The 21,644-nt window shown below is 67.8% G+C and carries 23 protein-coding genes; 7 read left to right on the top strand and 16 right to left on the bottom strand.

Translation table 11 applies throughout. The annotated features are described in order from the left end of the window. Positions 1-15 precede the first annotated feature (15 nt). The 5 genes from ehuC to purB all read left to right on the top strand — a co-directional run bounded on the left by ehuC (position 16) and on the right by purB (position 4,193). Positions 16-741 (top strand): ectoine/hydroxyectoine ABC transporter permease subunit EhuC, encoded by a 726-nt coding sequence (gene ehuC, locus J4H85_RS02000; RefSeq protein WP_208236387.1) that lies wholly within the window; start codon positions 16-18, stop codon positions 739-741. Then, positions 738-1,397, top strand: coding sequence for an ectoine/hydroxyectoine ABC transporter permease subunit EhuD (ehuD, locus tag J4H85_RS01995; protein ID WP_208236385.1), 660 nt, complete (start codon positions 738-740; stop codon positions 1,395-1,397). Before ehuC ends, ehuD begins: the two co-directional genes overlap by 4 nt. Before the next feature lie 22 nt (positions 1,398-1,419). Then, a complete protein-coding gene (ehuA, locus tag J4H85_RS01990; protein ID WP_307863412.1) occupies positions 1,420-2,196 on the top strand; it encodes an ectoine/hydroxyectoine ABC transporter ATP-binding protein EhuA in 777 nt (258 codons plus the stop codon). 58 nt (positions 2,197-2,254) lie between these two features. Beyond that, entirely contained in the window at positions 2,255-2,704 is a 450-nt protein-coding gene (locus J4H85_RS01985; RefSeq protein WP_208236383.1) for a phage holin family protein, read from the top strand. 103 nt (positions 2,705-2,807) lie between these two features. Next, positions 2,808-4,193, top strand: a complete 1,386-nt coding sequence (gene purB / locus J4H85_RS01980; RefSeq protein ID WP_208236382.1) for an adenylosuccinate lyase — start codon at positions 2,808-2,810, stop codon at positions 4,191-4,193. Positions 4,194-4,243: 50 nt separating this feature from the next. Here the strand turns inward: purB and J4H85_RS01975 are convergent, their stop codons facing one another. The 3 genes from J4H85_RS01975 to dnaB all read right to left on the bottom strand — a co-directional run bounded on the left by J4H85_RS01975 (position 4,244) and on the right by dnaB (position 6,626). Next, complete coding sequence (locus tag J4H85_RS01975; RefSeq protein WP_208236381.1) at positions 4,244-4,534, bottom strand: ABC transporter ATP-binding protein; 291 nt, start codon at positions 4,532-4,534, stop codon at positions 4,244-4,246. Positions 4,535-4,574: 40 nt separating this feature from the next. Then, the gene (locus J4H85_RS01970) at positions 4,575-5,177 is read right to left on the bottom strand and encodes a hypothetical protein (RefSeq protein ID WP_307863322.1); all 603 of its coding nucleotides are present in this window, start codon (positions 5,175-5,177) and stop codon (positions 4,575-4,577) included. Positions 5,178-5,249: 72 nt separating this feature from the next. Next, the gene (gene dnaB, locus J4H85_RS01965) at positions 5,250-6,626 is read right to left on the bottom strand and encodes a replicative DNA helicase (RefSeq protein ID WP_208236380.1); all 1,377 of its coding nucleotides are present in this window, start codon (positions 6,624-6,626) and stop codon (positions 5,250-5,252) included. Positions 6,627-6,958: 332 nt separating this feature from the next. Here dnaB and mgtE point away from each other — a divergent pair, with 332 nt between their 5' ends. Further along, positions 6,959-8,302 carry a magnesium transporter gene (mgtE, locus tag J4H85_RS01960; protein WP_307863321.1) on the top strand — a complete coding sequence of 448 codons (1,344 nt, stop codon included), beginning with the start codon at positions 6,959-6,961 and terminating at the stop codon, positions 8,300-8,302. 175 nt (positions 8,303-8,477) lie between these two features. Here mgtE and rplI read toward each other — a convergent pair whose 3' ends face one another. The 12 genes from rplI to J4H85_RS01900 form a co-directional block, all read right to left on the bottom strand. Continuing rightward, positions 8,478-8,927 (bottom strand): 50S ribosomal protein L9, encoded by a 450-nt coding sequence (gene rplI, locus J4H85_RS01955; protein ID WP_208236378.1) that lies wholly within the window; start codon positions 8,925-8,927, stop codon positions 8,478-8,480. A 10-nt stretch (positions 8,928-8,937) separates the two neighbouring features. Continuing rightward, complete coding sequence (gene rpsR / locus J4H85_RS01950; RefSeq protein ID WP_208236377.1) at positions 8,938-9,198, bottom strand: 30S ribosomal protein S18; 261 nt, start codon at positions 9,196-9,198, stop codon at positions 8,938-8,940. A gap of 23 nt (positions 9,199-9,221) precedes the next feature. Beyond that, positions 9,222-9,746, bottom strand: a complete 525-nt coding sequence (ssb, locus tag J4H85_RS01945; protein ID WP_208236375.1) for a single-stranded DNA-binding protein — start codon at positions 9,744-9,746, stop codon at positions 9,222-9,224. Positions 9,747-9,749: 3 nt separating this feature from the next. Beyond that, the gene (rpsF, locus tag J4H85_RS01940; RefSeq protein WP_208236373.1) at positions 9,750-10,112 is read right to left on the bottom strand and encodes a 30S ribosomal protein S6; all 363 of its coding nucleotides are present in this window, start codon (positions 10,110-10,112) and stop codon (positions 9,750-9,752) included. Positions 10,113-10,278: 166 nt separating this feature from the next. Continuing rightward, positions 10,279-11,424, bottom strand: coding sequence for a pyridoxal-phosphate-dependent aminotransferase family protein (locus J4H85_RS01935; RefSeq protein ID WP_208236371.1), 1,146 nt, complete (start codon positions 11,422-11,424; stop codon positions 10,279-10,281). A 34-nt stretch (positions 11,425-11,458) separates the two neighbouring features. Next, complete coding sequence (gene allB / locus J4H85_RS01930; RefSeq protein ID WP_208236369.1) at positions 11,459-12,859, bottom strand: allantoinase AllB; 1,401 nt, start codon at positions 12,857-12,859, stop codon at positions 11,459-11,461. Between the two features lie 78 nt (positions 12,860-12,937). Beyond that, positions 12,938-13,666, bottom strand: coding sequence for an aspartate/glutamate racemase family protein (locus J4H85_RS01925; protein ID WP_208236367.1), 729 nt, complete (start codon positions 13,664-13,666; stop codon positions 12,938-12,940). A gap of 28 nt (positions 13,667-13,694) precedes the next feature. Continuing rightward, positions 13,695-15,227: an NCS1 family nucleobase:cation symporter-1 gene (locus tag J4H85_RS01920; protein WP_208236365.1), complete on the bottom strand. Its 1,533-nt coding sequence runs from the start codon at positions 15,225-15,227 to the stop codon at positions 13,695-13,697. Between the two features lie 110 nt (positions 15,228-15,337). Next, positions 15,338-16,480, bottom strand: coding sequence for a glycerate kinase (locus J4H85_RS01915; RefSeq protein WP_208237281.1), 1,143 nt, complete (start codon positions 16,478-16,480; stop codon positions 15,338-15,340). 21 nt (positions 16,481-16,501) lie between these two features. Beyond that, positions 16,502-18,301, bottom strand: coding sequence for a glyoxylate carboligase (gene gcl / locus J4H85_RS01910; protein ID WP_208236362.1), 1,800 nt, complete (start codon positions 18,299-18,301; stop codon positions 16,502-16,504). A 135-nt stretch (positions 18,302-18,436) separates the two neighbouring features. Then, entirely contained in the window at positions 18,437-19,321 is an 885-nt protein-coding gene (locus J4H85_RS01905) for a 2-hydroxy-3-oxopropionate reductase (protein ID WP_208236360.1), read from the bottom strand. A gap of 41 nt (positions 19,322-19,362) precedes the next feature. Next, positions 19,363-20,148 (bottom strand): hydroxypyruvate isomerase family protein, encoded by a 786-nt coding sequence (locus J4H85_RS01900; protein WP_208236358.1) that lies wholly within the window; start codon positions 20,146-20,148, stop codon positions 19,363-19,365. Between the two features lie 204 nt (positions 20,149-20,352). Between J4H85_RS01900 and J4H85_RS01895 the strand changes: the two genes are divergently transcribed. Further along, positions 20,353-20,769, top strand: a complete 417-nt coding sequence (locus J4H85_RS01895) for a hypothetical protein (protein WP_208236356.1) — start codon at positions 20,353-20,355, stop codon at positions 20,767-20,769. 59 nt (positions 20,770-20,828) lie between these two features. Here the strand turns inward: J4H85_RS01895 and J4H85_RS01890 are convergent, their stop codons facing one another. Continuing rightward, positions 20,829-21,644 carry a bifunctional allantoicase/(S)-ureidoglycine aminohydrolase gene (locus tag J4H85_RS01890; protein ID WP_208236354.1) on the bottom strand — a complete coding sequence of 272 codons (816 nt, stop codon included), beginning with the start codon at positions 21,642-21,644 and terminating at the stop codon, positions 20,829-20,831.

Here is a 21,644-nt window from a genome sequence, read left to right as displayed (position 1 = left end):
GGGGATCCGTCTCGCGTGACCGAGAATCTTGAGGCGCTCGCGCGAGCGCTGCCGCGGATCATGGAGGGCATGGGGATCACCCTGACCCTCACCCTCGGCGGCGCCGCGCTCGCCCTCGTCGTCGCCATCGTGCTCGGGCTGATGGCGCGCGCGCGCCGGATCCTGATCCGCGGCATCGCCCGATTCGTCATCGAATTCTTCCGGGGCACATCGCTCGTGGTGCAGCTGTTCTTCCTGTTCTTCGTGCTGCCACTGCTCGGGGTCGAGCTGTCGCCGGTCCTCGTCGGGATCCTGGGCCTCGGCCTCAATTACGGCGCCTACGGCGCCGAGGTGGTGCGGGGATCCCTGAACTCGGTTCCGCGCGGCCAGTGGGAGGCCACCGTCGCCCTCAGCATGCCGCCCGTGCACCGGATGCGCCGCGTCATCTTCCCGCAGGCGTGGGCGCTCATGCTGCCGTCCCTCGACAACCTGCTGATCCTGCTGCTCAAGGGAACCGCGATCGTCAGCTTCATCACGATGTTCGATCTCACGGCATCGCTCGACAAGCTGCGGATCGACACCGACGTGTTCTTCGCCTATTCGCTGGGACTGATCCTGTACTTCATCATCGCGTACGTCCTCCACCTCGGCATGAGCGCGCTCGAGATCCGCGCCAAGCACCGGCTCGGACAGGGCGGGTCGATGCGCTCGGCGCTCGCGGCGCCCGCGCCTGACTCGAAGGGGGCGGGCCAGCTCGGATGAACACCGACGGACTCTGGAACTGGGACTACGCCTTCGACGCGCTCCCGATCCTGCTGCAAGCGTTCCTGCAGGTGACCCTGCTCGTCACGGTCGTCGGCAGCGCCATCGCCGCCGTGCTGGGCCTCGTCATCGCGATCGCGCGCCGCAGCCTCCCCCAGCCCTTCTCGGGGATCCTCGCCTTCATCGTGAACTTCATCCGCATGACGCCGATCGTCGTGCAGCTCTTGTTCGCGTACTACCTGTTCACGAGCGTCTCGCCCCTCACCATGGGCGTCGTGATCTTCGGCATCCACTACGCCACCTACATGGCCGAGAGCTACCGGGCCGGCATCGACTCGGTGCCGCAGGGCCAGTGGGAGGCGACGACGGCGCTCAGCATGTCGAAACGGCGCACCTGGGTCGCCGTCATCATTCCGCAGGCGCTCCGGGCGACGATCCCCTCACTCGGCAACTACGTGATCGCCATGTTCAAGGACACCCCGTTCCTCATGGCGATCACCGTGACCGAGCTCGTGCGCGCGGCGCAGCTCTTCGGGGGCCAGCACTTCCGCTACCTCGAGGCGATCACCATCGCCGGCGTCATCTTCCTGCTCGCCAGCTACCCCACCTCACTCCTCATCGGGAAATTGGAGAAGCGACTTGCCTACCAGACCTGACACGCACACCGGGGCCATCGAGATCCCCGACGGCACGACCCCCGCGATCCGGTTCTCGCACGTGCAGAAGCGCTTCGGCGACCACGTCGTGCTCGACGACCTGAACTTCGCCGTGCGCAAGGGCGACCGCGTCACCCTCATCGGACCGAGCGGCTCGGGCAAGACCACGATCCTGCGCCTCGTCATGACGCTCGAAGAGGCGAACGAGGGGTATATCCTCATCGACGGACAGCCGCTCACCCACGTCGAGCGCGACGGCAAGCGTGTGGCGGTGAAGGAGAAGGACCGCACCGCGACGCGCAAGCGGATCGGCATGGTCTTCCAGCAGTTCAACCTCTTCCCGAACATGACCGTGATCGAGAACATCATCGAGGGTCCGGTGCACGTGCTCGGCGTGCCGAAGGCCGACGCGAAGCGCCGTGCCCACGAGCTGCTCGAAAAGGTGGGGCTGCCCGAGAAGGCGAACGCGCACCCCTCGCAGCTCTCCGGCGGTCAGCAGCAGCGCATCGCCATCGCGCGCGCCCTCGCCATGGACCCCGAGATCCTGCTGCTCGACGAGGTCACGAGCGCCCTCGACCCCGAGGTCGTGGGTGAGGTGCTCGGCATCCTCCGCACGATCGCCGAGGAGACGGACGTCACCATGCTCATCGTCACCCACGAGATGCAGTTCGCCCGCGACGTCTCGAACCGCGTCCTCATGTTCGACGGCGGACGCATCGTCGAGGAGGGCGAGCCCGACCAGCTCTTCAGCAACCCGATCGAGCAGCGCACGAAGGACTTCCTGGCCGCCGTGCTGTAACGGCACCCGGGCGATCGCGTCCGTTCCCCCGACCGGGACCGCGTGGGAGACTGGAGCCATGCGCTCTTTCATCCGCGTTCTCGTCAGCGCCTTCGCCTTCTGGCTCACCACGCTCATCGTGGGCGGTCCCGGTGACCACGGCATCTGGATCGAGCCCTTCGGCGCCTCGCGCCTGCCGACGCTCAGCGAAGCCTCCGGCGACACCGAGTCGACGGCCGCGTACCTCATCACACTCGTGCTCGTCGCCCTCGTCTTCGGCGTCGTCGACGGGACGCTCGGACGCGTGGTGCGCTTCGTCTCCATCCCCCTGCGCATCATCACCCTCGGCCTCTTCGGCCTCCTGATCAACGGACTCATGCTGCTCGCCGTGTCGGCGCTCTCGAGCCTCGCCGGGTTCGGACTGCGCGTCGACGGATTCTGGTGGGGCGTGCTGGCCGCCATCGTGCTGGGCATCCTCTCGGCGATCGTAAACGGTCTGCTCGGCACCGGCAAGAAGAAGGACCGCTAGCACCGACGCCTCCGGACGGGCCCGCGCGTTCCGTGGGAAGATGGTCGGGGCGCCGAGCGCACGGCGACCTCTCCCCCGCCCTCGCATCGACCGGAGCACACGCATGACCTCTCTCCCCCCGCAGCCCCTCAGCCCCCTCGACGGACGTTATCGGGCGGCGGTGACGGGCCTCGGCGAGTACCTTTCCGAGGCGGGTCTGAACCAGGCGCGCGTGCACGTCGAAGTCGAGTGGCTGATCTACCTGACCGAGCACTCCCTGCTCGGTGGCACGCCCCTGTCGGCGGACGAGACGGCGACGCTCCGCACCTGGGCGGCGAACTTCGGCCAGGCCGAGATCGATCAGCTCGCCGAGACCGAGCGCACGACGCAGCACGACGTGAAAGCCGTCGAGTACCTGGTGCGCGGCAAGCTCGACGAGATGGACCTCGGCCGTCTCGCCGAGCTCACCCACGTCTGCTGCACCAGCGAGGACATCAACAACCTCTCGTACGCGCTTACCGTGAAGCACGCCGTGGAGCAGGTCTGGCGCCCCAAGTTCGACGCCGTCATCGCCGAGATCGCCCGTCAGGCCGAGGAGTACCGCGAGCTGCCGATGATGAGCCGCACGCACGGTCAGCCGGCGACCCCGACGACCCTCGGCAAAGAGCTGGCGGTCTTCGTGCACCGGCTCGAGCGCCAGCTGCACCAGATCGACGACGTCGAGTACCTCGGCAAGTTCTCGGGGGCGACCGGCACCTTCGCCGCCCACCTCGCCGCCGACCCCGACACGGACTGGGCGGCGGTGTCGCAGGAGTTCGTCGAAGGACTGGGACTCGACTGGAACCCGCTCACGACCCAGATCGAATCCCACGACTGGCAGGCGGAGCTGTACGCGCGCATCGCCCACGCGAACCGCATTCTCCACAACCTCGCGACCGACATCTGGAGCTACATCTCCATCGGCTACTTCCGCCAGATCCCCGTCGCCGGGGCGACGGGTTCGTCGACGATGCCGCACAAGGTGAATCCCATCCGCTTCGAGAACGCCGAGGCGAACCTCGAACTGTCGAACGCGATCCTCGACTCGCTCGCGGCGACGCTGGTGACGAGCCGGTGGCAGCGCGACCTCACGGACTCGTCGGCCCAGCGGAACATCGGCGTCGGGTTCGGGCACTCCGTGCTCGCTCTCGACAACATCCTGAAGGGGCTCGGTCAGATCGACGCGGCGCCCGAGGTGCTCGCGGCCGATCTCGATGCGAACTGGGAGGTGCTCGGCGAAGCGATCCAGACGGTGATCCGAGCCGAGGTGACCGCCGGTCGCTCGACCATCTCGGACCCGTACGCGGCGCTCAAGGAGCTGACCCGCGGCCGCCGGATCGGCCAGGCCGACCTCATCGAGTTCGTCGAGGGCCTCGAGATCGGCGAAGCGGCGAAGCAGCGCCTGCTCGCGCTCACACCTGCCACCTACACCGGATCGGCTGCGGACCTGCTCGACTACCTGCAGCGCTGACGCGCCGACTCCGACCGTCGCCCGGTGACGGGCGGCGGCCGGTGCGCTCGCTAGTGGTAGTGGGTGCCGTCGTCAGGACCCTGCAGGTCCTCGCGCGCCTTGCGGTCGGCCGCGCTCGGCTCCTTGCCGAGACCGACGAGGGCCACCATCATGACGCTGACGATGAAGGCGACGCCCGCGGCGATACCGGTCAGCGTCCAGTTGCGCGTCACCAGCAGCACCACGAGCGCGGCGAACACCGCGAGCACCAGCGAGAACGCGATCAGCTCGAGCGGCCGCAGACGGTCGCGACGCGAGGGCGTCACGGGATCCGTGCCGTCGGGCTGTGGGGTGTCCGTCATGGTGTGGTGTCTCCGTGGTGGTGGGAAGTCAGAGTCAGCGTCAGCGGCCCGGCGCTGCAGCCGGGTCGGTCGCGGAACGGCGCGTGCCGTCGAATGCCGAGATGCCGAGGAACACGGCGCCGATGATGGCGTACGCGCCGAAGAAGCCCAGCGTCGCGACCTGGTCGTCACGGAACAGCAGTGCGAGCACCGCGAGGAGCACGCCGGTCGCACCCATGAGCGTGGCGTCCTGCTTGGTCGCCCCGCCGACCGCACCGCCGATGAACTCGAGGAGTCCGCTCACGAGCGCCCACGCGGCCAGAACCAGCGCGAACGCGGCCGGGGTGGCGACGACGAGCATCGCGATCGCCGCGGCGAGTGCGACGGCTGCGAGCAGCACGCGCGCCGGCGTGCGCTCGGCGCGGCGCTGCACAGCCCACGAGTACAGATGCGACGCCGCGAGCGCGGCGAACGTGACAGCGACGACTGATCGATCGAAGACCAGCTGCTCGTGGAGCGTCGCCGTGAAGGTGATGCCCAGTCCGGCTGCCGCGAGCACTGCGGCGCGCACGAGAGCCGCAGCACGCGACCCCGCTGCCGGGGTCGCGGAACGCATCTCGTCGGATCCGGTCACCGCACTCACGTTCAACCCCTTTCGTGGCACCCCCCGAGTCTACCGCTTCGCCGCTGATGATGCGCTCGACGCGTGTGGCCCTGCGGAGTCCGAACGAGCGCCCTACAGGCCGCTCGGCATGTCTTGGAATCGGGAGTAGTGACCCTGGAACGCGACGGTCACCGTGCCGGTCGGTCCGTTACGCTGCTTGGCGAGGATGAGGTCGGCTTCGCCCGCTCGCGGGTTGTCCTTCTCGTATGAGGATTCACGGTGCAGCAGAATCACCATGTCGGCATCCTGCTCCAGCGAACCCGACTCACGGAGGTCGCTGATCGCCGGCATCTTGTCTGACCGCTGCTCGGACGCACGGTTGAGCTGCGACAGCGCTACGACGGGCACCTCGAGCTCCTTCGACAGCAGCTTGAGTGCACGGGAGAACTCGCTGACTTCTTGCTGACGGCTCTCGACGCGCTTACCGCTCGAGAGCAGCTGCAGGTAGTCGATGACCACCATCTTGAGGTTGTGACGCTGTTTGAGCCGGCGGCACTTCGCACGGATCTCCACGAGCGTGAGGTTCGGGCTGTCGTCGATGAACAGCGGCGCTTCGTTGATGCGCGCCTGCGTCGCCGCCAGCTTGGTGAAGTCGCGCTGGTCGAGCGCCCCCTTGCGGAGCGTCTGCATCGGAATGCTCGCCTCAGCGGCGAGCAGACGCATCGCGATCTCGGCGCGACCCATCTCGAGCGAGAAGAAGACGGTGGTCGCACCCGCGCCGACGGAACCGGATCGGGCGATGTCGAGCGCGAGCGTGGACTTGCCCATGGCGGGGCGAGCCGCGACGATGATCATCTGACCCGCGGCGAACCCGTTCGTCTTCTCATCGAGTTCGGCGAAGCCGGTGGGAACCCCCATCATGCCGCCCTCGGACATCTTCGCCTTCTCGATCTCTTCGATCGCGGCGGTCACGGCGTCGGAGAGCGGCACGTAATCGTTCGCCTGGTCCGCGCCGGTCACCCCGTAGATCTCGGACTGGGCGCTGTTCACGAGGTCGACCGCTTCGCCCTCGCCCGCGTAGCCCATCTGCACGATACGCGTGCCCGCCTCCACCAGGCGTCGCAGCAGCGCCTTCTCGGCGACGATCTCGGCGTAATAGCTCGCGTTGGCGGCGGTCGGCACGATGCTCGTGATCGTGTGCAGATACTCGGCGCCGCCGGCGCGCTGCAGGTCGCCCATCTTCGTGAGCTGATCGGTGACGGTGATCGCGTCCGTGGGCTCGCCCCGCGCGTACAGCGCCAGAACGGCCTCGTAGATCACCTCGTGCTTCGGCACGTAGAAGTCGGGCCCGCGCAGCAGTCCGGTCACATCGGCGACGGCGTCCTTCGACAGGAGCATGCCGCCGAGAGCGCTCTGCTCGGCCAGCAAATCGTACGGCGGCGTGCGCTCGTTGCCGTACCCCGACTCGTCTGACGGTGAGTCAGGGATTCCCAAGTGAGCGATCGACACCTCTGGACTCCTGTTCTGTGGTCTGCCCGTGGTCGCTGACAGTCAACACCACACCCCAGACACTCACGCTAGGCCCCACTATCACGCCCGCCAAATATCCCCATCGAGACCTGTGGATAACTCCGTGGATAACGACCGTGGAAACCCCGAACCTTTTCCACACATCTGGGGATAACCTGTGGACTACCGCAACAGAGGAACTTTTTTAGCTCCTGTGACCTGGTGTTTCTTTCTCCCCAGGTGATCAAGTTATTCAACTCTCAGGTGAAGCTTGAGGCTTTGTCTGCGTCATCCCTGTGGACAATCACCGAGCCGAATTGGTATGGTCACGTGTGCCTCTCAGCCCTGATCTCATCGACACCATCCGCGATCAGGTGAACCGCAAGGACCTGGCCGCGGCGACGCACGAGCTGTCTCCGCTCGACATCGCCGATCTCGTCGCCTTGTTCGAGCGATTCGAACAGAAGCCCCGCGCGGTCCTCTACCGCCTGCTCGAGAAACAGCGAGCGCTCGACCTCTTCGAGGAGCTCCCGCCGGCGCTGCAGGGCGAACTGCTCCACGGTCTGCAGGACTCCGAGGTGACGCAGCTCTTCGCCGACCTCGACCCCGACGACCGGATCTGGCTGCTCGACGAGGTACCCGCCGTGCTGGCGACACGACTCATGCGCGACCTCCCGCCGGAGGATCGCGAGCTCACGGCGTCCATGCTGGGGTATCCGCAGGCGTCGGTCGGTCGCCGGATGACCCCCGAATACGTCACCACCCGCGCAGAGTTCTCAGTCGCCCAGACGCTCGTCCGGGTGCGAGACCGTATCGACCAGGCGGAGACGGTCTACACGATCCCGGTCATCGCCGACGGTCGGCGGGTGATCGGCGTCGTCAGCCTCCGAGATCTCATCGGAGCCGCTGAGGACACCCCCATCGCGCACCTCATGGAGGACGTCGTCACGGCGACCGTGATGCACCCGGCGGAGTCCGCCGCGCGCCTCTGCACGGAACGCGGATTCCTGGCGCTGCCGATCGTCGACAGCGAAGATCGCCTGGTAGGCATGCTCACGATCGACGACGCCGTCAAGATCATCGAGGAGTCCGAGACCGAGGATGCGGCACGCCAGGGCGGCGTCGAGCCGCTGCGGCGGCCCTATCTCGCCACCCCGGTCACCGCGCTCGTGCGCTCGCGCATCGTCTGGTTGCTGGTGCTCGCCGTCGGTGCGACGCTGACCGTCCACGTGCTGGAGGTCTTCGAGGAAACGCTCGCTCAGGTGACCGTGCTCGCCCTCTTCGTCCCGCTGCTCATCGGCACCGGGGGCAACACCGGCAACCAGGCGGCGACCACCGTCACGCGAGCTCTGGCGCTCGACGACGTGCGACCTCGGGACATCCTGCGCGTCCTGGGCCGCGAGCTGCGCGCCGGCGCACTGCTCGGCCTGCTTCTCGGCGCACTCGGCTTCGCGGTGGCGGGCCTGATCTACTCCCCCGCTATCGGCATCATCATCGGCGCGACGCTGCTCGCGATCTGCACCACCGCCGCCGCGGTCGGCGGCATCATGCCGCTCGCAGCGCGGGCGATCCGCGTCGATCCGGCCGTGTTCTCGAACCCGTTCATCACCACGTTCGTCGATGCTACGGGGCTGATCCTGTACTTCCTGATCGCGCGGAGTGTGCTCCAACTGTGAATAGTTATCCACAGTTAACTACTTTTCCGGAAGTAACTTCTGATCAGGAAAATCACGTGAAGTAATTACACCGATGTCGTCTCTGGCATGAGTTATCCCAAAGGTTCAACCATCTGTGGAAAACACAGCGGGGCGGGGCCCCGAGGAGCCCCCCCCCCGCTGTGGGAACCGCTGATCAGCGCTGGGCGATGATCTGCAGCGTGATCTCTGCGTCGACACCCTCGTGCAGGTGGACCGTCGCACGGTACTCGCCGGTCGACTTGATCGCCGGCAGCGTGACCTTGCGCTTGTCGATCTCGCCGAGGCCTGCCTCGGAGACCGCGGTGGCAACGCTCGCCGGGCGGATCGCACCGAACAGACGGCCCTCGGCGCCCGACTTCGCGAAGAGGCGGATCTTGCCCTCTTCGAGCTTCGTCTTCAGCGCGCGGGCGTCCTCGACGGACGCGAGTGCGCGTGCGTCGCGTGCGGCGCGGAGCTGCGCCACCTGAGCCTCGCCGCCACGAGTCCAGTGGACCCCGTAGCCCTGCGGCACCAGGTAGTTGCGCGCGTAGCCGTTCTTGACCTCGACCACGTCACCCGCGGAACCGAGACCCTGAACCTCATTCGTCAGAATTACTTTCGCCATGATGCTCTCCTTAGCGGCCGGAACCGGCGTAGGGGAGGAGCGCCATCTCGCGGGCGTTCTTCACGGCCTTCGCGATCAGACGCTGCTCCTGCACGGAAACGCCAGTGATACGGCGCGCGCGGATTTTTCCGCGCTCAGAGATGAACTTGCGCAGCGTCGCGACATCCTTGTAATCGATGACGCCGACGGTCTGCTTCTTTGCGGGCGCTACGGGCTTTGCGTTCTTGCCCCGGCCCGGCTTGCGGCCTGCGCCGCTGGACTTGCCTGCCATGATGTGGTCTTTTCTCCTGAGTCTTAGAAAGGTTGATCGTCGTCGAAGCCGCCACCGAAGTCGCCGCCGCCCTGCTGGCCCGAATTGGTCCAGGGGTTGCTCTGCTGCTGCGGTGCTGCGGACTGGCCCCAGTTCGGCTGACCGGCGGGCTGACCGCCGCCGAATCCGCCGCCCTGGCCACGCGACTGCCCGCGGCTGACCTGAGCGGTCGACCAGCGGAGCGAGGGCCCGACCTCTTCGACCTCGAGGTCGAGGGAGGTGCGCTGCTGGCCCTGGTTGTCGGTGTAGCTGCGCTGCGTCAGACGGCCCTGCACGATGACGCGCATGCCCTTGGTCAACGACGAGGCGATGTTGTCGGCGTACTCGCCGAAGGCGCGGCAGCCGAGGAACAGCGCTTCGCCGTCGGACCAGTCGCCCGACTGGCGGTCGCGCACGCGGGGGGTCGAGGCGATGCGGAACGTCACCCACGACTTGCCAGCCTGGCTGACACGCGGCTCGGGGTCGGCAACGAGGTTGCCGACGACGGTGATGAGCGGCTCGCCGGCCATGGACTAGGCGCCCTGCTTGGCGGCTGCGCGTGCGGCCTTGGCCTCGTCGCGCTGCTTCTGCTCGGCGCGCTGGGCGATGAGCTCGTCGGAGCGGAGGACCTTGGTGCGGAGCACTGCTTCGCTCAGGCCGAGCTGACGATCGAGCTCGTCGGTGGCCTCTGAGGTCGCGGTGAAGTTCACCACGACGTAGATGCCCTCGGTCTGCTTCTTGATCTCGTAAGCCAGGCGACGCTTGCCCCAGATGTCGATGTTCTCGATCTCGCCGTCCGCGTTGCGGATGACGCCGAGGAACTTCTCCATGCTGGGGGCCACGGTGCGCTCGTCGATACCGGGATCGAGGATAACCATGAGTTCGTACGGATGCATTATTGACCCACCTCCTTCGGACTTCGCGGCCACGGGATTTCCGTGGCAGGAGGGTACTTGTGCATCGTGCCAGGCGCACCGCAGGGTGCAGTGCGCGCAGACAACCTGTACAGCTTAGCACTTTCGAGCCGGATGGGGCGGTGAGATCCCGACCGTCCCGCCGGATTCAGCGGCTCAGCGCGTCGAGTGCGGTCCGCAGTCGGTCGACGGTGCCGTCGATGTCGTCCAGCTTGTCGAGTCCGAAGAGTCCGATCCGGAAGGTGGAGAAGTCGTCGGGTTCACCGCAGTGGAGGGGGACTCCCGCGGCGATCTGCACGCCGGCTCGCCTGAGAGCGGCCCCCGACTGCAGCGCCGCATCGTCCGTGTGCACGACGACGACGCTCGGAGCCTCGAAGCCCGGCGCCGCGACCGAGGGAAATCCCCGCTCGGCGAGCAGCGCCCGCACGCGCGCCCCGAGTTCGGCCTGCGCCTCGCGCAGGCGCTCGAGCCCGAGGTCCACCGCCTCCCGCATGAGTGCCGCGTTGTGCGCGAGCGCATCGGTCGGCATCGTCGCGTGGTACGGGGCGCGACCCTCGCGATACTCGTCGGCGATGCAGAGCCACTTGCGCAGATCGACGGCGAAACTCGACGAGGTCGTGGACTCGACGGCGGCACGACCCGCGGGTCCGAGCATCACGTAGCCGGCGCAGGGCGAACCGCTCCACCCCTTCTGCGGCGCGCTGATGAGCACGTCGACGCCGAGGGCGTCCATCGACACCCACTGCGCGCCCGAGGCGATGCAGTCGAGCACGAAAAGGCCACCGACCTCGTGCACCGCGTCGGCGATCACGCTGATCGTCGCGTTGGGCAGTTGGATGCCGGCGGCGGTCTCGACGTGGGGTGCGAAGACGACTTCCGGCCGCTCGCGGCGGATAGTCGCGACGATCTCGTCGAGGGGCGCGGGCGCCCACGACGCTCGATCCTCGTTCGCGGTCGGTCCGGCCGCGCAGACGGTCACCGCGTCGGCGATGGCGCCCGACTCCAGGATCTGCGACCACCGATACGAGAACAGACCGTTGCGCACCACGAGACAGCGCCGCCCCTGCGCGAGCTGCCGCGCGACGGCCTCCATCGCGTAGGTGCCGCCGCCCGGCACGATCGCTGCGCCCACGGCATCGTAGGTGCCGAGCAGCACATCGGTGATCTCCTGCATGACGCCGATGAACCGCTGCGACATGTGATTGAGCGACCGGTCCGTGAAGACGACGGAGTATTCGAGCAGCCCCCCGGGGTCGACATCGTCGTGCGGCAGCGCGTCGTGGTTCTCGGTCATGGGCGTGTTCCTCTCGCGTCGACCCTGTTCTCGCTTATTCGATCATGCCGCGACGGAGCAGCCGGCCCGTCGGGGTCTCGCCGTCGATCTCCTGGCCGTGCAGATAGGTGCGCCGCACCACTCCCGAGAGTGCGCGACCGGCGTAGGGGGTGATGGGGTTCTTGTGCTCGAGGTGCGAGACGTCGACCACGAAGGCGTCATCGGCGGCGAACACCGAGAAGTCGGCGTCCCCGCCGAGCGCGATGCGACCCTTGCCGGTAAGCCCGACGTTGTCCGCCGGCTTCTCCGCCATCCACGAGACGACCTGCTCGAGCGAGAAGCCGCGCCGGCGGGCCTCGGTCCAGATCACGGGCAGTTCGAGCTGCAGCGAGGAGACCCCGCCCCACGCGACGGCGAAGTCGCCGTTCTCGAGGTCTTTGAGGTCGAGCGTCGAGGGGGAGTGGTCGCTCGCGATGTAGTCGATGGTGCCATCCGCCAGTCCCTCCCACAGCAGTTCGCGGTTCGATGCCTCACGGATCGGCGGGCAGCACTTGTACGCCGTCCCGCCGGTCGGGACCTCTTCGGCCGTGAGCGTGAGGTAGTGCGGGCAGGTCTCGACCGTCAGGCGCACCCCGTCGTTCTTCGCGGTGCGGATCATGGCGAGCGCATCGGATGAGGAGAGGTGCAGGATGTGGGCGCGGGCGCCGGTCCAGCGCGCACGTTCGATGACCTCGGCGATCGCGAGGTTCTCGGCGCCGCGTGGGCGGGAGTGGAGGAACTTCTCGTAGACGTCGCCCTCGGGCGACGGAGCGTGGTCGATCGCACGGGAGTCCTCGGCGTGGACGATGAGCATGGAGTCGTACGTGCGCAGTTCGCGCATATCCGTCTCCATCTCTGCGGCGTCGAGGGGTGGGAACTCGTCGACGCCAGAGTGGAGCAGGAAGCACTTGAATCCGAAGACCCCGGCATCGTGCAGACCGCGCAGCTCTCCGGTGTTGCCCGGCACGGCGCCGCCCCAGAACCCGACGTCGACGAAGGCCTGCTCGCGAGCGGCATCGCGCTTCTCCTCGAGCGCGGCGACATCGATGGTCGGCGGAATGCTGTTGAGCGGCATGTCCAGGATCGTGGTGACGCCGCCCTTCGCCGCGGCACGGGTCGCCGATGCGAACCCCTCCCACTCGGTGCGGCCGGGCTCGTTCACGTGGACGTGGGTATCGACGAGCCCGGGAATGAGCGTCTCGTCGTCGCCGAGCTCGACCACCCGGTCGCCCTCGAGGCCGTTGCCGAGAGGCTGCAGCGCGACGACGACACCGTCGCGCACCCCGACCTCGCGCGGCCGGATCCCCGATGTCGTGAGCACCCGTTCGCCGCGGATGACGAGGTCGAAGCGTCCGTGCTCCTCGCTCCCGCTGCCCGCCGGGCGTCCCTCGTCCGCTGGTGCCTGTTCCTCACTCATTGCTTCGCCTCTCCTCAACGTGGGATGTGCTGGATTCAGTATGCTGCGCCGACACGACGGTGCGGTCGGCCCGGGGCGTCACGATGCGCGCGGCACCGGGAAACCGGTGACGCGCTTCGGCCGCGGCGGCGCGTAGGTGCGCGACTTCGAGGTCGTGAGGCCGAGCTGCACGAGGCCTTCGGCGACCGCGACGGCCGCCTGGACACCGTCGACCACGGGCACGCCGCAGCGCTCGACGACGCGGTCTTTCAGTTCGGCCATGCCACCGCATCCGAGCACGATCACTTCGGCACGGTCGTCGCGGACGGCGCGCTCCGCTTCGGCAACGATGGCCTCGACTGCGCGCTCCGGATCCGCCTCGAGCTCGAGCACGCCGAGCCCTGAGGAGCGCACGGACGCGCACCGCTCCATCATGCCCGCGAGCAGCAGGCGGTCCTCGATGAGCGGGACGGTGCGGTCGAGCGTCGTGACCACCGAGTAGCTGCGACCCACGTACATAGCCGTCGATGCGGCGGCCTCGGTGATGTCGACGACCGGGACGGTGAGCAGCTCCTGCAGCCCTTCGCGACCGTGCTCGCCGTACCCGGCCTGGATCACGGCGTCGTATTCACCCTCATACCGCTGGATCGCGTCCATCACCGCGATCGCCGCGAGATAGCTTTCAAAGTTGCCCTCGCACGACTCGGCGCCGAACGCGGGGGTGATGCCGACGATCTCGGTTCCGGGCGACGCGACGGCCCTCGCCGCCTCGGCGATGCCCTCGGTCATGGACTCTGTGGTGTTGACGTTCGCGACGAGAATGCGCATGGTTTCGGGCCTCCTGGGCGTCATTCGATCAGTGCGTGGGGGCGACGGCGATCTCCTCGCCGTCCACGTCGGTGAAGGGACCGCGGCGATCCGCGAGCACGGCATAGGTCAGCGCGCCCAGGCTGGCCGCGATGAACCAGGAGAACGAGCTGATCGCGTGGAAGAGCGGCACGAACGTGAGGATCAGCGCGAGCGATCCCGAGATGATGAGTGCGGCGACCGCGCGCGGGTTGAAGCCGTTGCGGTAGTGGTACTCGCCCCGGTTGTTCTCGGTGTAGAGGTCGAGCACGTTGATCCGCTGCTTCTTGATGAGCCAGTAGTCGACCATGATGATGCCGAACAGCGGTCCGAGCAGTGCGCCGAGTCCGTTGAGGAAGATGCCGATCACGACCGGCGAGTTGTACATGTTCCAGGGCAGGATCACGAGCCCGATCACCGCGGAGATGAGCGCCGCGCGGCGGAAGTTCAGGTGCCGGGGGAACAGGTTGGTGAGCGCGTAGGTCGGGGCGACGAAGTTCGCCATCAGGTTCACCGCGATGGTGAGCACGATGAGGGCGAGCGACGCCAGGACGAGCAGCACCGTGTTGGGCAGCGCGGCGACGACATCCGCGGGGGAGCTGATCGCCACACCGTTGATCTTGAAGGATCCGCCGGCGAGCGCGAGCACGACCAGTCCGAAGAAGAGCATGTTCACGGGGATGCCCCAGAAGTTGCCCTTCACGATCGACTTCTTCGACATCGCTCCGCGGGTGAAGTCGCAGAAGTTCAGCACGAACGTGCCGTAGATCGCGACCCATGCGGAGGCGGCGCCGAGCATGCCGAGCCACAGCTCGGCACCGGTCAGCGGGTCGCCGTTCGACCAGGCGATGCTGAAGTCGGCCTGCGCGAACACCCAGAGCGCCAGCGCGACGAAGGTGACGAGGATGACGGGGCCGGCGAACGCCTCGTACTTGCGGATCATCTCCATGCCGTAGCTGACGATGATCGTCTGCACGACCCAGAGCGCGAGGAAGCTGATCCAGCCGAGCGCGGAGAGACCGAGGAACGACCCCTCCTGCATGCCAGCGGCCGAGGGGGCGATCGCGATGATGACGACCTGGAGCACCTGGGAGGCGAGGTAGGTCTGGATCCCGAACCACGCGATCGCCACTGCGCCGCGCAGGAGGCCAGGGATCTGAGCGCCGTAGACGCCGAAGGAGATGCGGCTCATGACCGGGAACGGGACGCCGGTCTTCTCACCCATGTAGCCCGAGAGCGTGAGGAGGAGGAAGAGGAAGAGTGCCCCGAAGGCGAGGGCACCGAGGATCGCGCCGCCGCTCATGCCGAGCGAGAACAGACCGATCGCCCAGACGTAGTTGCCGAGGCTGTGGACGTCGTTCGCCCAGAGGGTGAAGATGCTGTACGCGCTCCAGGTGCGACCGGAGCGCGTGGTGGGCGCGAGATCGCGGTTGTAGAGCCGTGGGCTGATGCCCGCGTTGATCGCGAACACCGCTGAGGGTGCCGGATCGGTCAGTCCCTCCGATGCGCGGCTCGGGACGTGGACGACTTCGTCCTGTGACATGGGAACTCCTTGGGGATGACATCTTCGTCGATCGGCATCTCGCTAGTTTCACGATGCGAAAACTGCATTCCGCGAGATGAGAATGAGTTCACCACAGGTGCGGTGAGGTGTCAAGCACTCCCAGCAAACTCGCCGGCCCGCCAGCGACGCACCAGTTCGGCGCCGATCGCCTGCAGCAGCGGGCCGGTCTCGCGCATGCTCGTCTCGGCGTCCGGCGCACGATCGGCCGTGGCGAAGCACCCGACGAATCCGGCCTCCCGCCACGCGGCTTCATCGAGCAGGGAGCGCCCGCAGACCACGACCGTGGGCACGGCGAGGGAGGCCGCCGCGGCGAGCACGCCCATCGGCGTCTTGCCGCCGAGGCTCTGGTCGTCGAACGACCCCTCTCCGGTGATCGCGAGGTCGGCTCCGGCGAGATGGGCGCGCAATCGCGTGAAGTCGACGACGACGTCGACGCCGGGCAGACGTTCGGCCCCGAGCACCGCCAGGGCGGCGAATCCCACGCCGCCCGCTGCACCCGCTCCGGGGTGAGAGGCGAAGTCTTCACCGCCCGAGCCGCCCTGCAAGGCTCGAGCGAACACCGTGAGGCCGCGCTCCAGCTCGAGCACGTCCGTCGCCGAAGCCCCCTTCTGCGGGCCGAACACGCAAGCAGCGCCGTTCGGGCCGAGCAACGCGTGATCGACGTCGCTGGCCAGCATGAAGCTCGTCTCGGCAATGCGCGCGTCGAGACCGGACAGGTCGACGTCGACGACCTCCGCGAGGGGACCGCCGCCGTCGGCGACATCGCGCCCCTCGGCGTCGAGCAGACGCGCACCGAGCGCCGCCAGCATGCCCGCGCCGCCGTCGGTCGACGCGCTCCCGCCGATGGCCAGCACGATGCGCGTGACGCCGGCGTCGAGCGCCGCGCGGATGAGTTCTCCGGTCCCGCGCGAGGTCGCCGCGAGCGCATTCCGATCCGTTTCGTCGACGAGCGCCAGGCCGGAGGCGGCCGCCATCTCGACGACCGCCTCCTCGCCGCGCACCGCGATGGCGGCCCTGACCGGGGCGCCGAGCGGCCCGGAGACCTCGACCTCGATCCGGGAGAATCCGTTCGCGAGCGCCGCATCGACCGTGCCCTCACCGCCGTCGGCCATGGGAACGACGGTGATGTCGGGATCCGCGCACGCGGCGCGCATGCCGAGCGCGATGTGGTCGCCGACCTCGGCCGCGGTGAGAGAACCCTTGAACTTGTCCGGAGCGATGACGATGCGCATGGCAGTCACGTTACTCCGTCGCTAGCCGGCCGGCACCGGGGCCGGCTGCAGCGGGATCGTCGCCGTCGGCGCGTCCTCCGGGCCGGTCGCGAGATCCTCGAACTCGTTGATCGCGTCGATGCCAGCACCGCTCATCGCGATATTGGTGACGCGCTCGAGAATGACCTCGACGACGACGGGCACCTGGAACTGGCTCATGAGGTCTTTCGCCCGCACGAAGGCCGCGTGCAGATCCTCGACCTCGCGCACCCGGATGGCCTTGCACCCCAGCCCCTCGGCGACCTTGATGTGGTCGACGCCGTAGCCCTCGGTCTCCGGACTGTTCACATTGTCGAACGCGAGCGACACGTGGTAGTCCATCTCAAAATTGCGCTGAGCCTGTCGGATCAGCCCGAGGTACGAGTTGTTCACCACGACGTGGATGTACGGCAGCTTGAACTGCGCGCCGACGGCGAGCTCCTCGATCATGAACTGGAAGTCGTAGTCGCCCGAGAGCGCGACGACCGGGGTGCTCGGATCGGCCGCGACGACGCCGAGCGCCGCGGGCAGCGTCCAGCCGAGCGGCCCGGCCTGGCCGCAGTTGATCCAGTGCCGCGGGCGGTACACGTGCAGCATCTGCGCGCCGGCGATCTGGGAGAGCCCGATCGTCGTGACGTACCGGGTGTCGCGACCGAACGCGCGATTCATCTCCTGATACACGCGCTGCGGCTTGATCGGCACGTTGTCGAAGTTGGTCTTGCGCTGCAGCGACCCCTTGCGCTGCTGGGTCTCATCGACCCACGCGGCGCGGTCGGGGAGGGACCCGGCGCTCCGGCGCTCGCGCGCCGCCTCCAGCAGACCGCGGATCGCGGCGCCGGCATCGGAGACGATGCCGAGATCCGGCGCGAACACGCGCCCGATCTGGGTCGGCTCGATGTCGATGTGCACGAACTTGCGGCCCCGGGTATACACGTCGAGGGAACCGGTGTGCCGGTTCGCCCAGCGGTTGCCGAGGCCGATCACGAGATCGCTGGCGAGCAGGTTCTCGTTGCCGTAGCGATGCTGCGTCTGCAGCCCGACCATGCCCGCCATCAAACGGTGATCGTCGGGGATCACGCCCCACCCCATGAGCGTCGGGATGACGGGAACGCCGAGGGTCTCGGCGAGTGCGACGAAGTCGTCGGCCGCATCGGCGTTGAGGATTCCGCCTCCCGCCACGAGCACGGGCCTCTCCGCCGCATCGAGCATGGCGAGCACACTGTCGATCTGCGCACGACTGGCCTGCGGCTTCGCGATGGGCAGCGGCTCGTACAGGTCGATGTCGAACTCGATCTCGGTCTGCTGCACGTCGATCGGCAGGTCGATGAGCACCGGGCCCGGGCGCCCCGACCGCATGAGCTGGAACGCCTGCTGGAAGACTCCAGGCACCTGCCCGGCCTCGAGCACCGTCTTCGCGAGCTTCGTCACCGGCTTCGCGATCGACGCGATGTCGACGGCCTGGAAGTCCTCCTTGTCGAGCTTCGCCACGGGTGCCTGACCGGTGATGCAGAGGATCGGGATCGAGTCGGCCAGTGCCGAGTACAGACCGGTGATCATGTCGGTGCCCGCCGGGCCCGAGGTGCCGATGCAGATGCCGATGTTGCCCGCCTGAGCGCGCGTGAATCCCTCGGCCATGTGCGAGGCGCCCTCGACGTGCCTGGCGAGCACGTGCGAGATGCCCCCGTGCGCCCGCATCGCCGAGTAGAACGGGTTGATCGCGGCTCCCGGAAGGCCGAACGCCTGCGTGGCACCCTCCTTCTCCAGAATCAGCACTGCCGCATCGACGGCACGCATCTTCGCCATGGTGAAACTCCTTCATTTCCGTCGGAGGGAAGGTCGTTCTTCGCTCCGGGTGCGGGGTGGGCCCGCGATGGGTCATCCGAGGGTCGAGCCCGGCAAGGTGTGAGTAATAGCGCCGCGCCCGACCCCCGAGCTGGGTCAGCCGTTCGAGCGGCCTGAGAGCTCGCCGGCGAGCTTGAAGAGGCCCGAGTGGTCGAGTCCGCCGTCGCCGCGGGCGACGAGTGCGGAGACGAGCTGGGCGACGGCGGAGCCGAGGGGGACGACCACCCCGGCTTCGCGAGCGGCGGCAGTGACGATGCCGAGGTCCTTGTTGTGCAGTTCGAGACGGAAGCCGGGGTCGAAGGAGCGATCGAGCATCTTCTGCCCCTTCTGCTCGAGCACCTTCGACCCGGCGAGGCCGCCGCCGAGCACGCGCAGTGCCGCATCGGTGTCGACGCCGTAGGCCTCCAGGAACGTAACGGCTTCGGCCAGTGCTTGGATGTTGACCGCGACGATGAGTTGATTCGCCGCTTTGACGGTCTGTCCGGCACCGGAGGGGCCCACATGCACGATCGTCTTGCCGACGATGTCGAGCACCTCGGCGGCGGCGGCGAAGTCGTCGGGGTCTCCGCCGACCATGATCGACAGCACGCCGTCGATGGCGCCGGGCTCTCCGCCCGAGACGGGAGCGTCGAGCGGACGCAGGCCGGCGTCGCGCGCCTCGGCGGAGAGTCGCGAGGCGACGTCGGGTCGGATGGAGGAGAAGTCGATCCAGAGCGCACCCGCCTTCGCGTGCGCGAACACACCGTCTTCGCCGGTGACGACGGCTTCGACATCGGGGGAGTCGGGCACCATGGTGACGACGATGTCGGCGTCGGCGACCGCCTCGGCGATCGTCGACGCACCCGACCCGCCCGCGGCGACGAGCTGCTCGACCTTGGCGCTGCTGCGGTTGAAGCCGACGACCGTGTGGCCGGCCGTGACGAGATTGATGGACATGGGCAGTCCCATGATTCCGAGTCCGATGAAGGCGATGTTCGACATTGAGAGCCTTTCTGGTGAAGGGGAAAAAAGGGGTCGCGGGGTCAGACGCGGGCCGACGCCTGGAGCCAGGCGAACGGGTCGTCCTGCGACTGCTTGTACTCGAGGCCGATGGCCCCGTCGTAGCCGAGTGCACGGCTGCGGTCGATCCACTGCTGCAGCGGAAGCCGCCCGGTGCCGGGTTCGCCTCGGCCGGGGTCGTCGGCGATCTGAATGTGTCCGAACTGCGCGGCGTGCGCCTCGATGACGGCGGCGACGTCGTCGCCGTTGACGGCGAGGTGGTAGAAGTCGGCCAGCAGTCGTACGTTGTCGCGTCCGGTGCGTGCGATGACGTCGAGGGCGTCCTGAGCGGTCTTGAGCGGGTACTCGGGGGCGCCGGAGACCGGCTCGACGAGCACCGTGCCCCCGATCCGGGCGACCGCGTCAGCGGCGAGCGCCAGGTTCTCGGCTCCGAGCGCGTCCTGCTCTTCGGGGGTGACCCCGTCGATGCGCTTCCCGTAGAGAGCGTTGAATGCCGGGGTGCCGAGCTGTTCGCCGATGCGCGTGACGACGTCGAGGTTGTCGCGGAACTCGCCGCTGCGCTCGGGATTCGAGAGCACGCCCCGGTCGCCCGCGGGCATGTCGCCGGCGAAGAAGTTGAGCCCGGTGAGCTGCACGCCGGCGCCGCGGATCGCGGCTATGAACGCGTCGACCTCGTCGGTCGCCGGTGTCGCGGTGGCGAAGGGCCACCAGAACTCGACGGCCTCGAACCCGGCGGCCCGCGCTGCGGCGGGGCGCTCGAGGAGCGGCAGATCGGTGAGCAGGATGGACGCGTTGACGGTGTACGACATCGGACGACCTCACTTTCGCGGTTCGTAGAACTCGTTAACTTTCACAATGTGGAAGCTAAGTTCTGTTGTGTGAAAGAAGAGTAACCCTGGCTGCGCGCGAGTGTCAACCCGCACCGACGCGGCGCCGGCCGATCGCTGCAGAACAGGTGCGCGATGGTGCGCGCGGTGTTACGGTTGCCCCACTCATCCGTGGAAGGAACGCCGATGTCGATTTCAGAAAGCTCCGCACGACCGTCCACCGTGACCGCCGCGTTCATCATCTGGCTGGTGACGGTGCTGCTGGGCATCGTGAACGGCATCATTCTGCTCGTTCTCTCGGGGTCGGCTGAGATCGCCGGGGCCGGCATGACGTCTGCGGGCGTCGGCACCGGCGTCTACGTCGCCGCCGCGATCGTCGCGATCGTGATCTCGCTGATCCAGCTCCTGATCGTGTTCCAGATGCGTGCGGGCCGAAACTGGGCGCGCATCGTGCTGACGGTGCTCGCCGTCCTCCAGTTCTTCGGGGCCGTGAGCGGAGGCGGCAACGGCTTCACCGGGTGGATCGGCGTCGCTGCGGCGGTGTTCGCCACGATCCTGATGTTCCTGCCCGCCTCGAACGCCTATTTCGGCCGCCGACGCTAGGTCCGCGCAGCTGAGCCCGGGGCCGCGTTCCTGCGGCCCCGGGCTCAGCGATGCGCGCCCTACAGCGCGATCTGCCGATTCACATCCTTATACAGCAGGTATCGGAACTTGCCCGGCCCGCCCGCGTAACAGGCCTGGGGGCAGAACGCCCGCAGCGAGAAGTAGTCGCCCGGCTGCAGCTCGACCCAGTCGTCGTTCAACCGGTAGACGGCGTTGCCCTCCAGCACGTAGATCCCGTGCTCCATGACGTGCGTCTCGAGGAAGGGGATCTTGGCCCCGGGTTCGAACGTCACGACGGTCACGTGCATGTCGTACGCGAGATCTTCGGGATCGAAGAACCGGGTCGTGGACCACTTGCCGTCGGTTCCCGCCATCGCGCCGGCCGTGATCTCCTGCTCGTTCCCGACGAGCGGTCGGGCCGTCAGACCGGCGACCGGTTCGTACCGCTTGCGGAACCAGTGGAACTGACCGGGCGCCGACCCGGGGTTGCGCAGCGACCACGCCGTTCCCGCCGGGATGAAGGCGTACCCGCCCGCACCGAGGTCGTGGGCGGCACCGTCAATCGTGACGGAGAACTCCCCGCTCAGCACGAAGAGGAAGCCCTCGACCTCGGCCTGCGGCTCCGGTGCATCCGAACCGCCGCCCGGCTGCACCTCCATGATCATCTGCGCGAAGGTCGTCGCGCCTCCCGACACCGGCCGGTTCAGGATCCAGCCTCGCGTCTGCTCCCACTCGGGGAACAGGCTGGCGACGATGTCGCGCATCACCGAGTTCGGGATCACGGTGTAGGCCTCGGTGACGATCGCCGCTGAACCGAGGGAGTCGGTCTGCGGCGGGAGCGTCGGGTCAATGGTGGCGTAGGTGGGTGTCGACAT

The organism is Leucobacter tardus (assembly GCF_017583045.1).
Lineage (GTDB): Bacteria > Actinomycetota > Actinomycetes > Actinomycetales > Microbacteriaceae > Leucobacter > Leucobacter tardus.
The sequence above is the reverse complement of the archived record's forward strand: the minus strand, read 5'-3'. Positions and strand labels throughout refer to the sequence as shown.

Coding starts and splice junctions, on each gene's coding strand:
- rpsF (WP_208236373.1), bottom strand. CDS start 10,112: ATGCATCCGTACGAACTCATGGTTATCCTCGATCCCGGTATCGACGAG.
- gcl (WP_208236362.1), bottom strand. CDS start 18,301: ATGGCGAAGATGCGTGCCGTCGATGCGGCAGTGCTGATTCTGGAGAAG.
- allB (WP_208236369.1), bottom strand. CDS start 12,859: ATGAGTGAGGAACAGGCACCAGCGGACGAGGGACGCCCGGCGGGCAGC.
- rplI (WP_208236378.1), bottom strand. CDS start 8,927: ATGGCGAAAGTAATTCTGACGAATGAGGTTCAGGGTCTCGGTTCCGCG.
- J4H85_RS01925 (WP_208236367.1), bottom strand. CDS start 13,666: ATGCGCATTCTCGTCGCGAACGTCAACACCACAGAGTCCATGACCGAG.
- J4H85_RS01895 (WP_208236356.1), top strand. CDS start 20,353: ATGTCGATTTCAGAAAGCTCCGCACGACCGTCCACCGTGACCGCCGCG.
- ssb (WP_208236375.1), bottom strand. CDS start 9,746: ATGGCCGGCGAGCCGCTCATCACCGTCGTCGGCAACCTCGTTGCCGAC.
- J4H85_RS01985 (WP_208236383.1), top strand. CDS start 2,255: ATGCGCTCTTTCATCCGCGTTCTCGTCAGCGCCTTCGCCTTCTGGCTC.
- J4H85_RS01890 (WP_208236354.1), bottom strand. CDS start 21,644: ATGTCGACACCCACCTACGCCACCATTGACCCGACGCTCCCGCCGCAG.
- ehuD (WP_208236385.1), top strand. CDS start 738: ATGAACACCGACGGACTCTGGAACTGGGACTACGCCTTCGACGCGCTC.
- J4H85_RS01920 (WP_208236365.1), bottom strand. CDS start 15,227: ATGTCACAGGACGAAGTCGTCCACGTCCCGAGCCGCGCATCGGAGGGA.
- J4H85_RS01905 (WP_208236360.1), bottom strand. CDS start 19,321: ATGTCGAACATCGCCTTCATCGGACTCGGAATCATGGGACTGCCCATG.
- J4H85_RS01915 (WP_208237281.1), bottom strand. CDS start 16,480: ATGCGCATCGTCATCGCTCCGGACAAGTTCAAGGGTTCTCTCACCGCG.
- J4H85_RS01900 (WP_208236358.1), bottom strand. CDS start 20,148: ATGTCGTACACCGTCAACGCGTCCATCCTGCTCACCGATCTGCCGCTC.
- J4H85_RS01975 (WP_208236381.1), bottom strand. CDS start 4,534: ATGACGGACACCCCACAGCCCGACGGCACGGATCCCGTGACGCCCTCG.
- rpsR (WP_208236377.1), bottom strand. CDS start 9,198: ATGGCAGGCAAGTCCAGCGGCGCAGGCCGCAAGCCGGGCCGGGGCAAG.
- J4H85_RS01935 (WP_208236371.1), bottom strand. CDS start 11,424: ATGACCGAGAACCACGACGCGCTGCCGCACGACGATGTCGACCCCGGG.
- purB (WP_208236382.1), top strand. CDS start 2,808: ATGACCTCTCTCCCCCCGCAGCCCCTCAGCCCCCTCGACGGACGTTAT.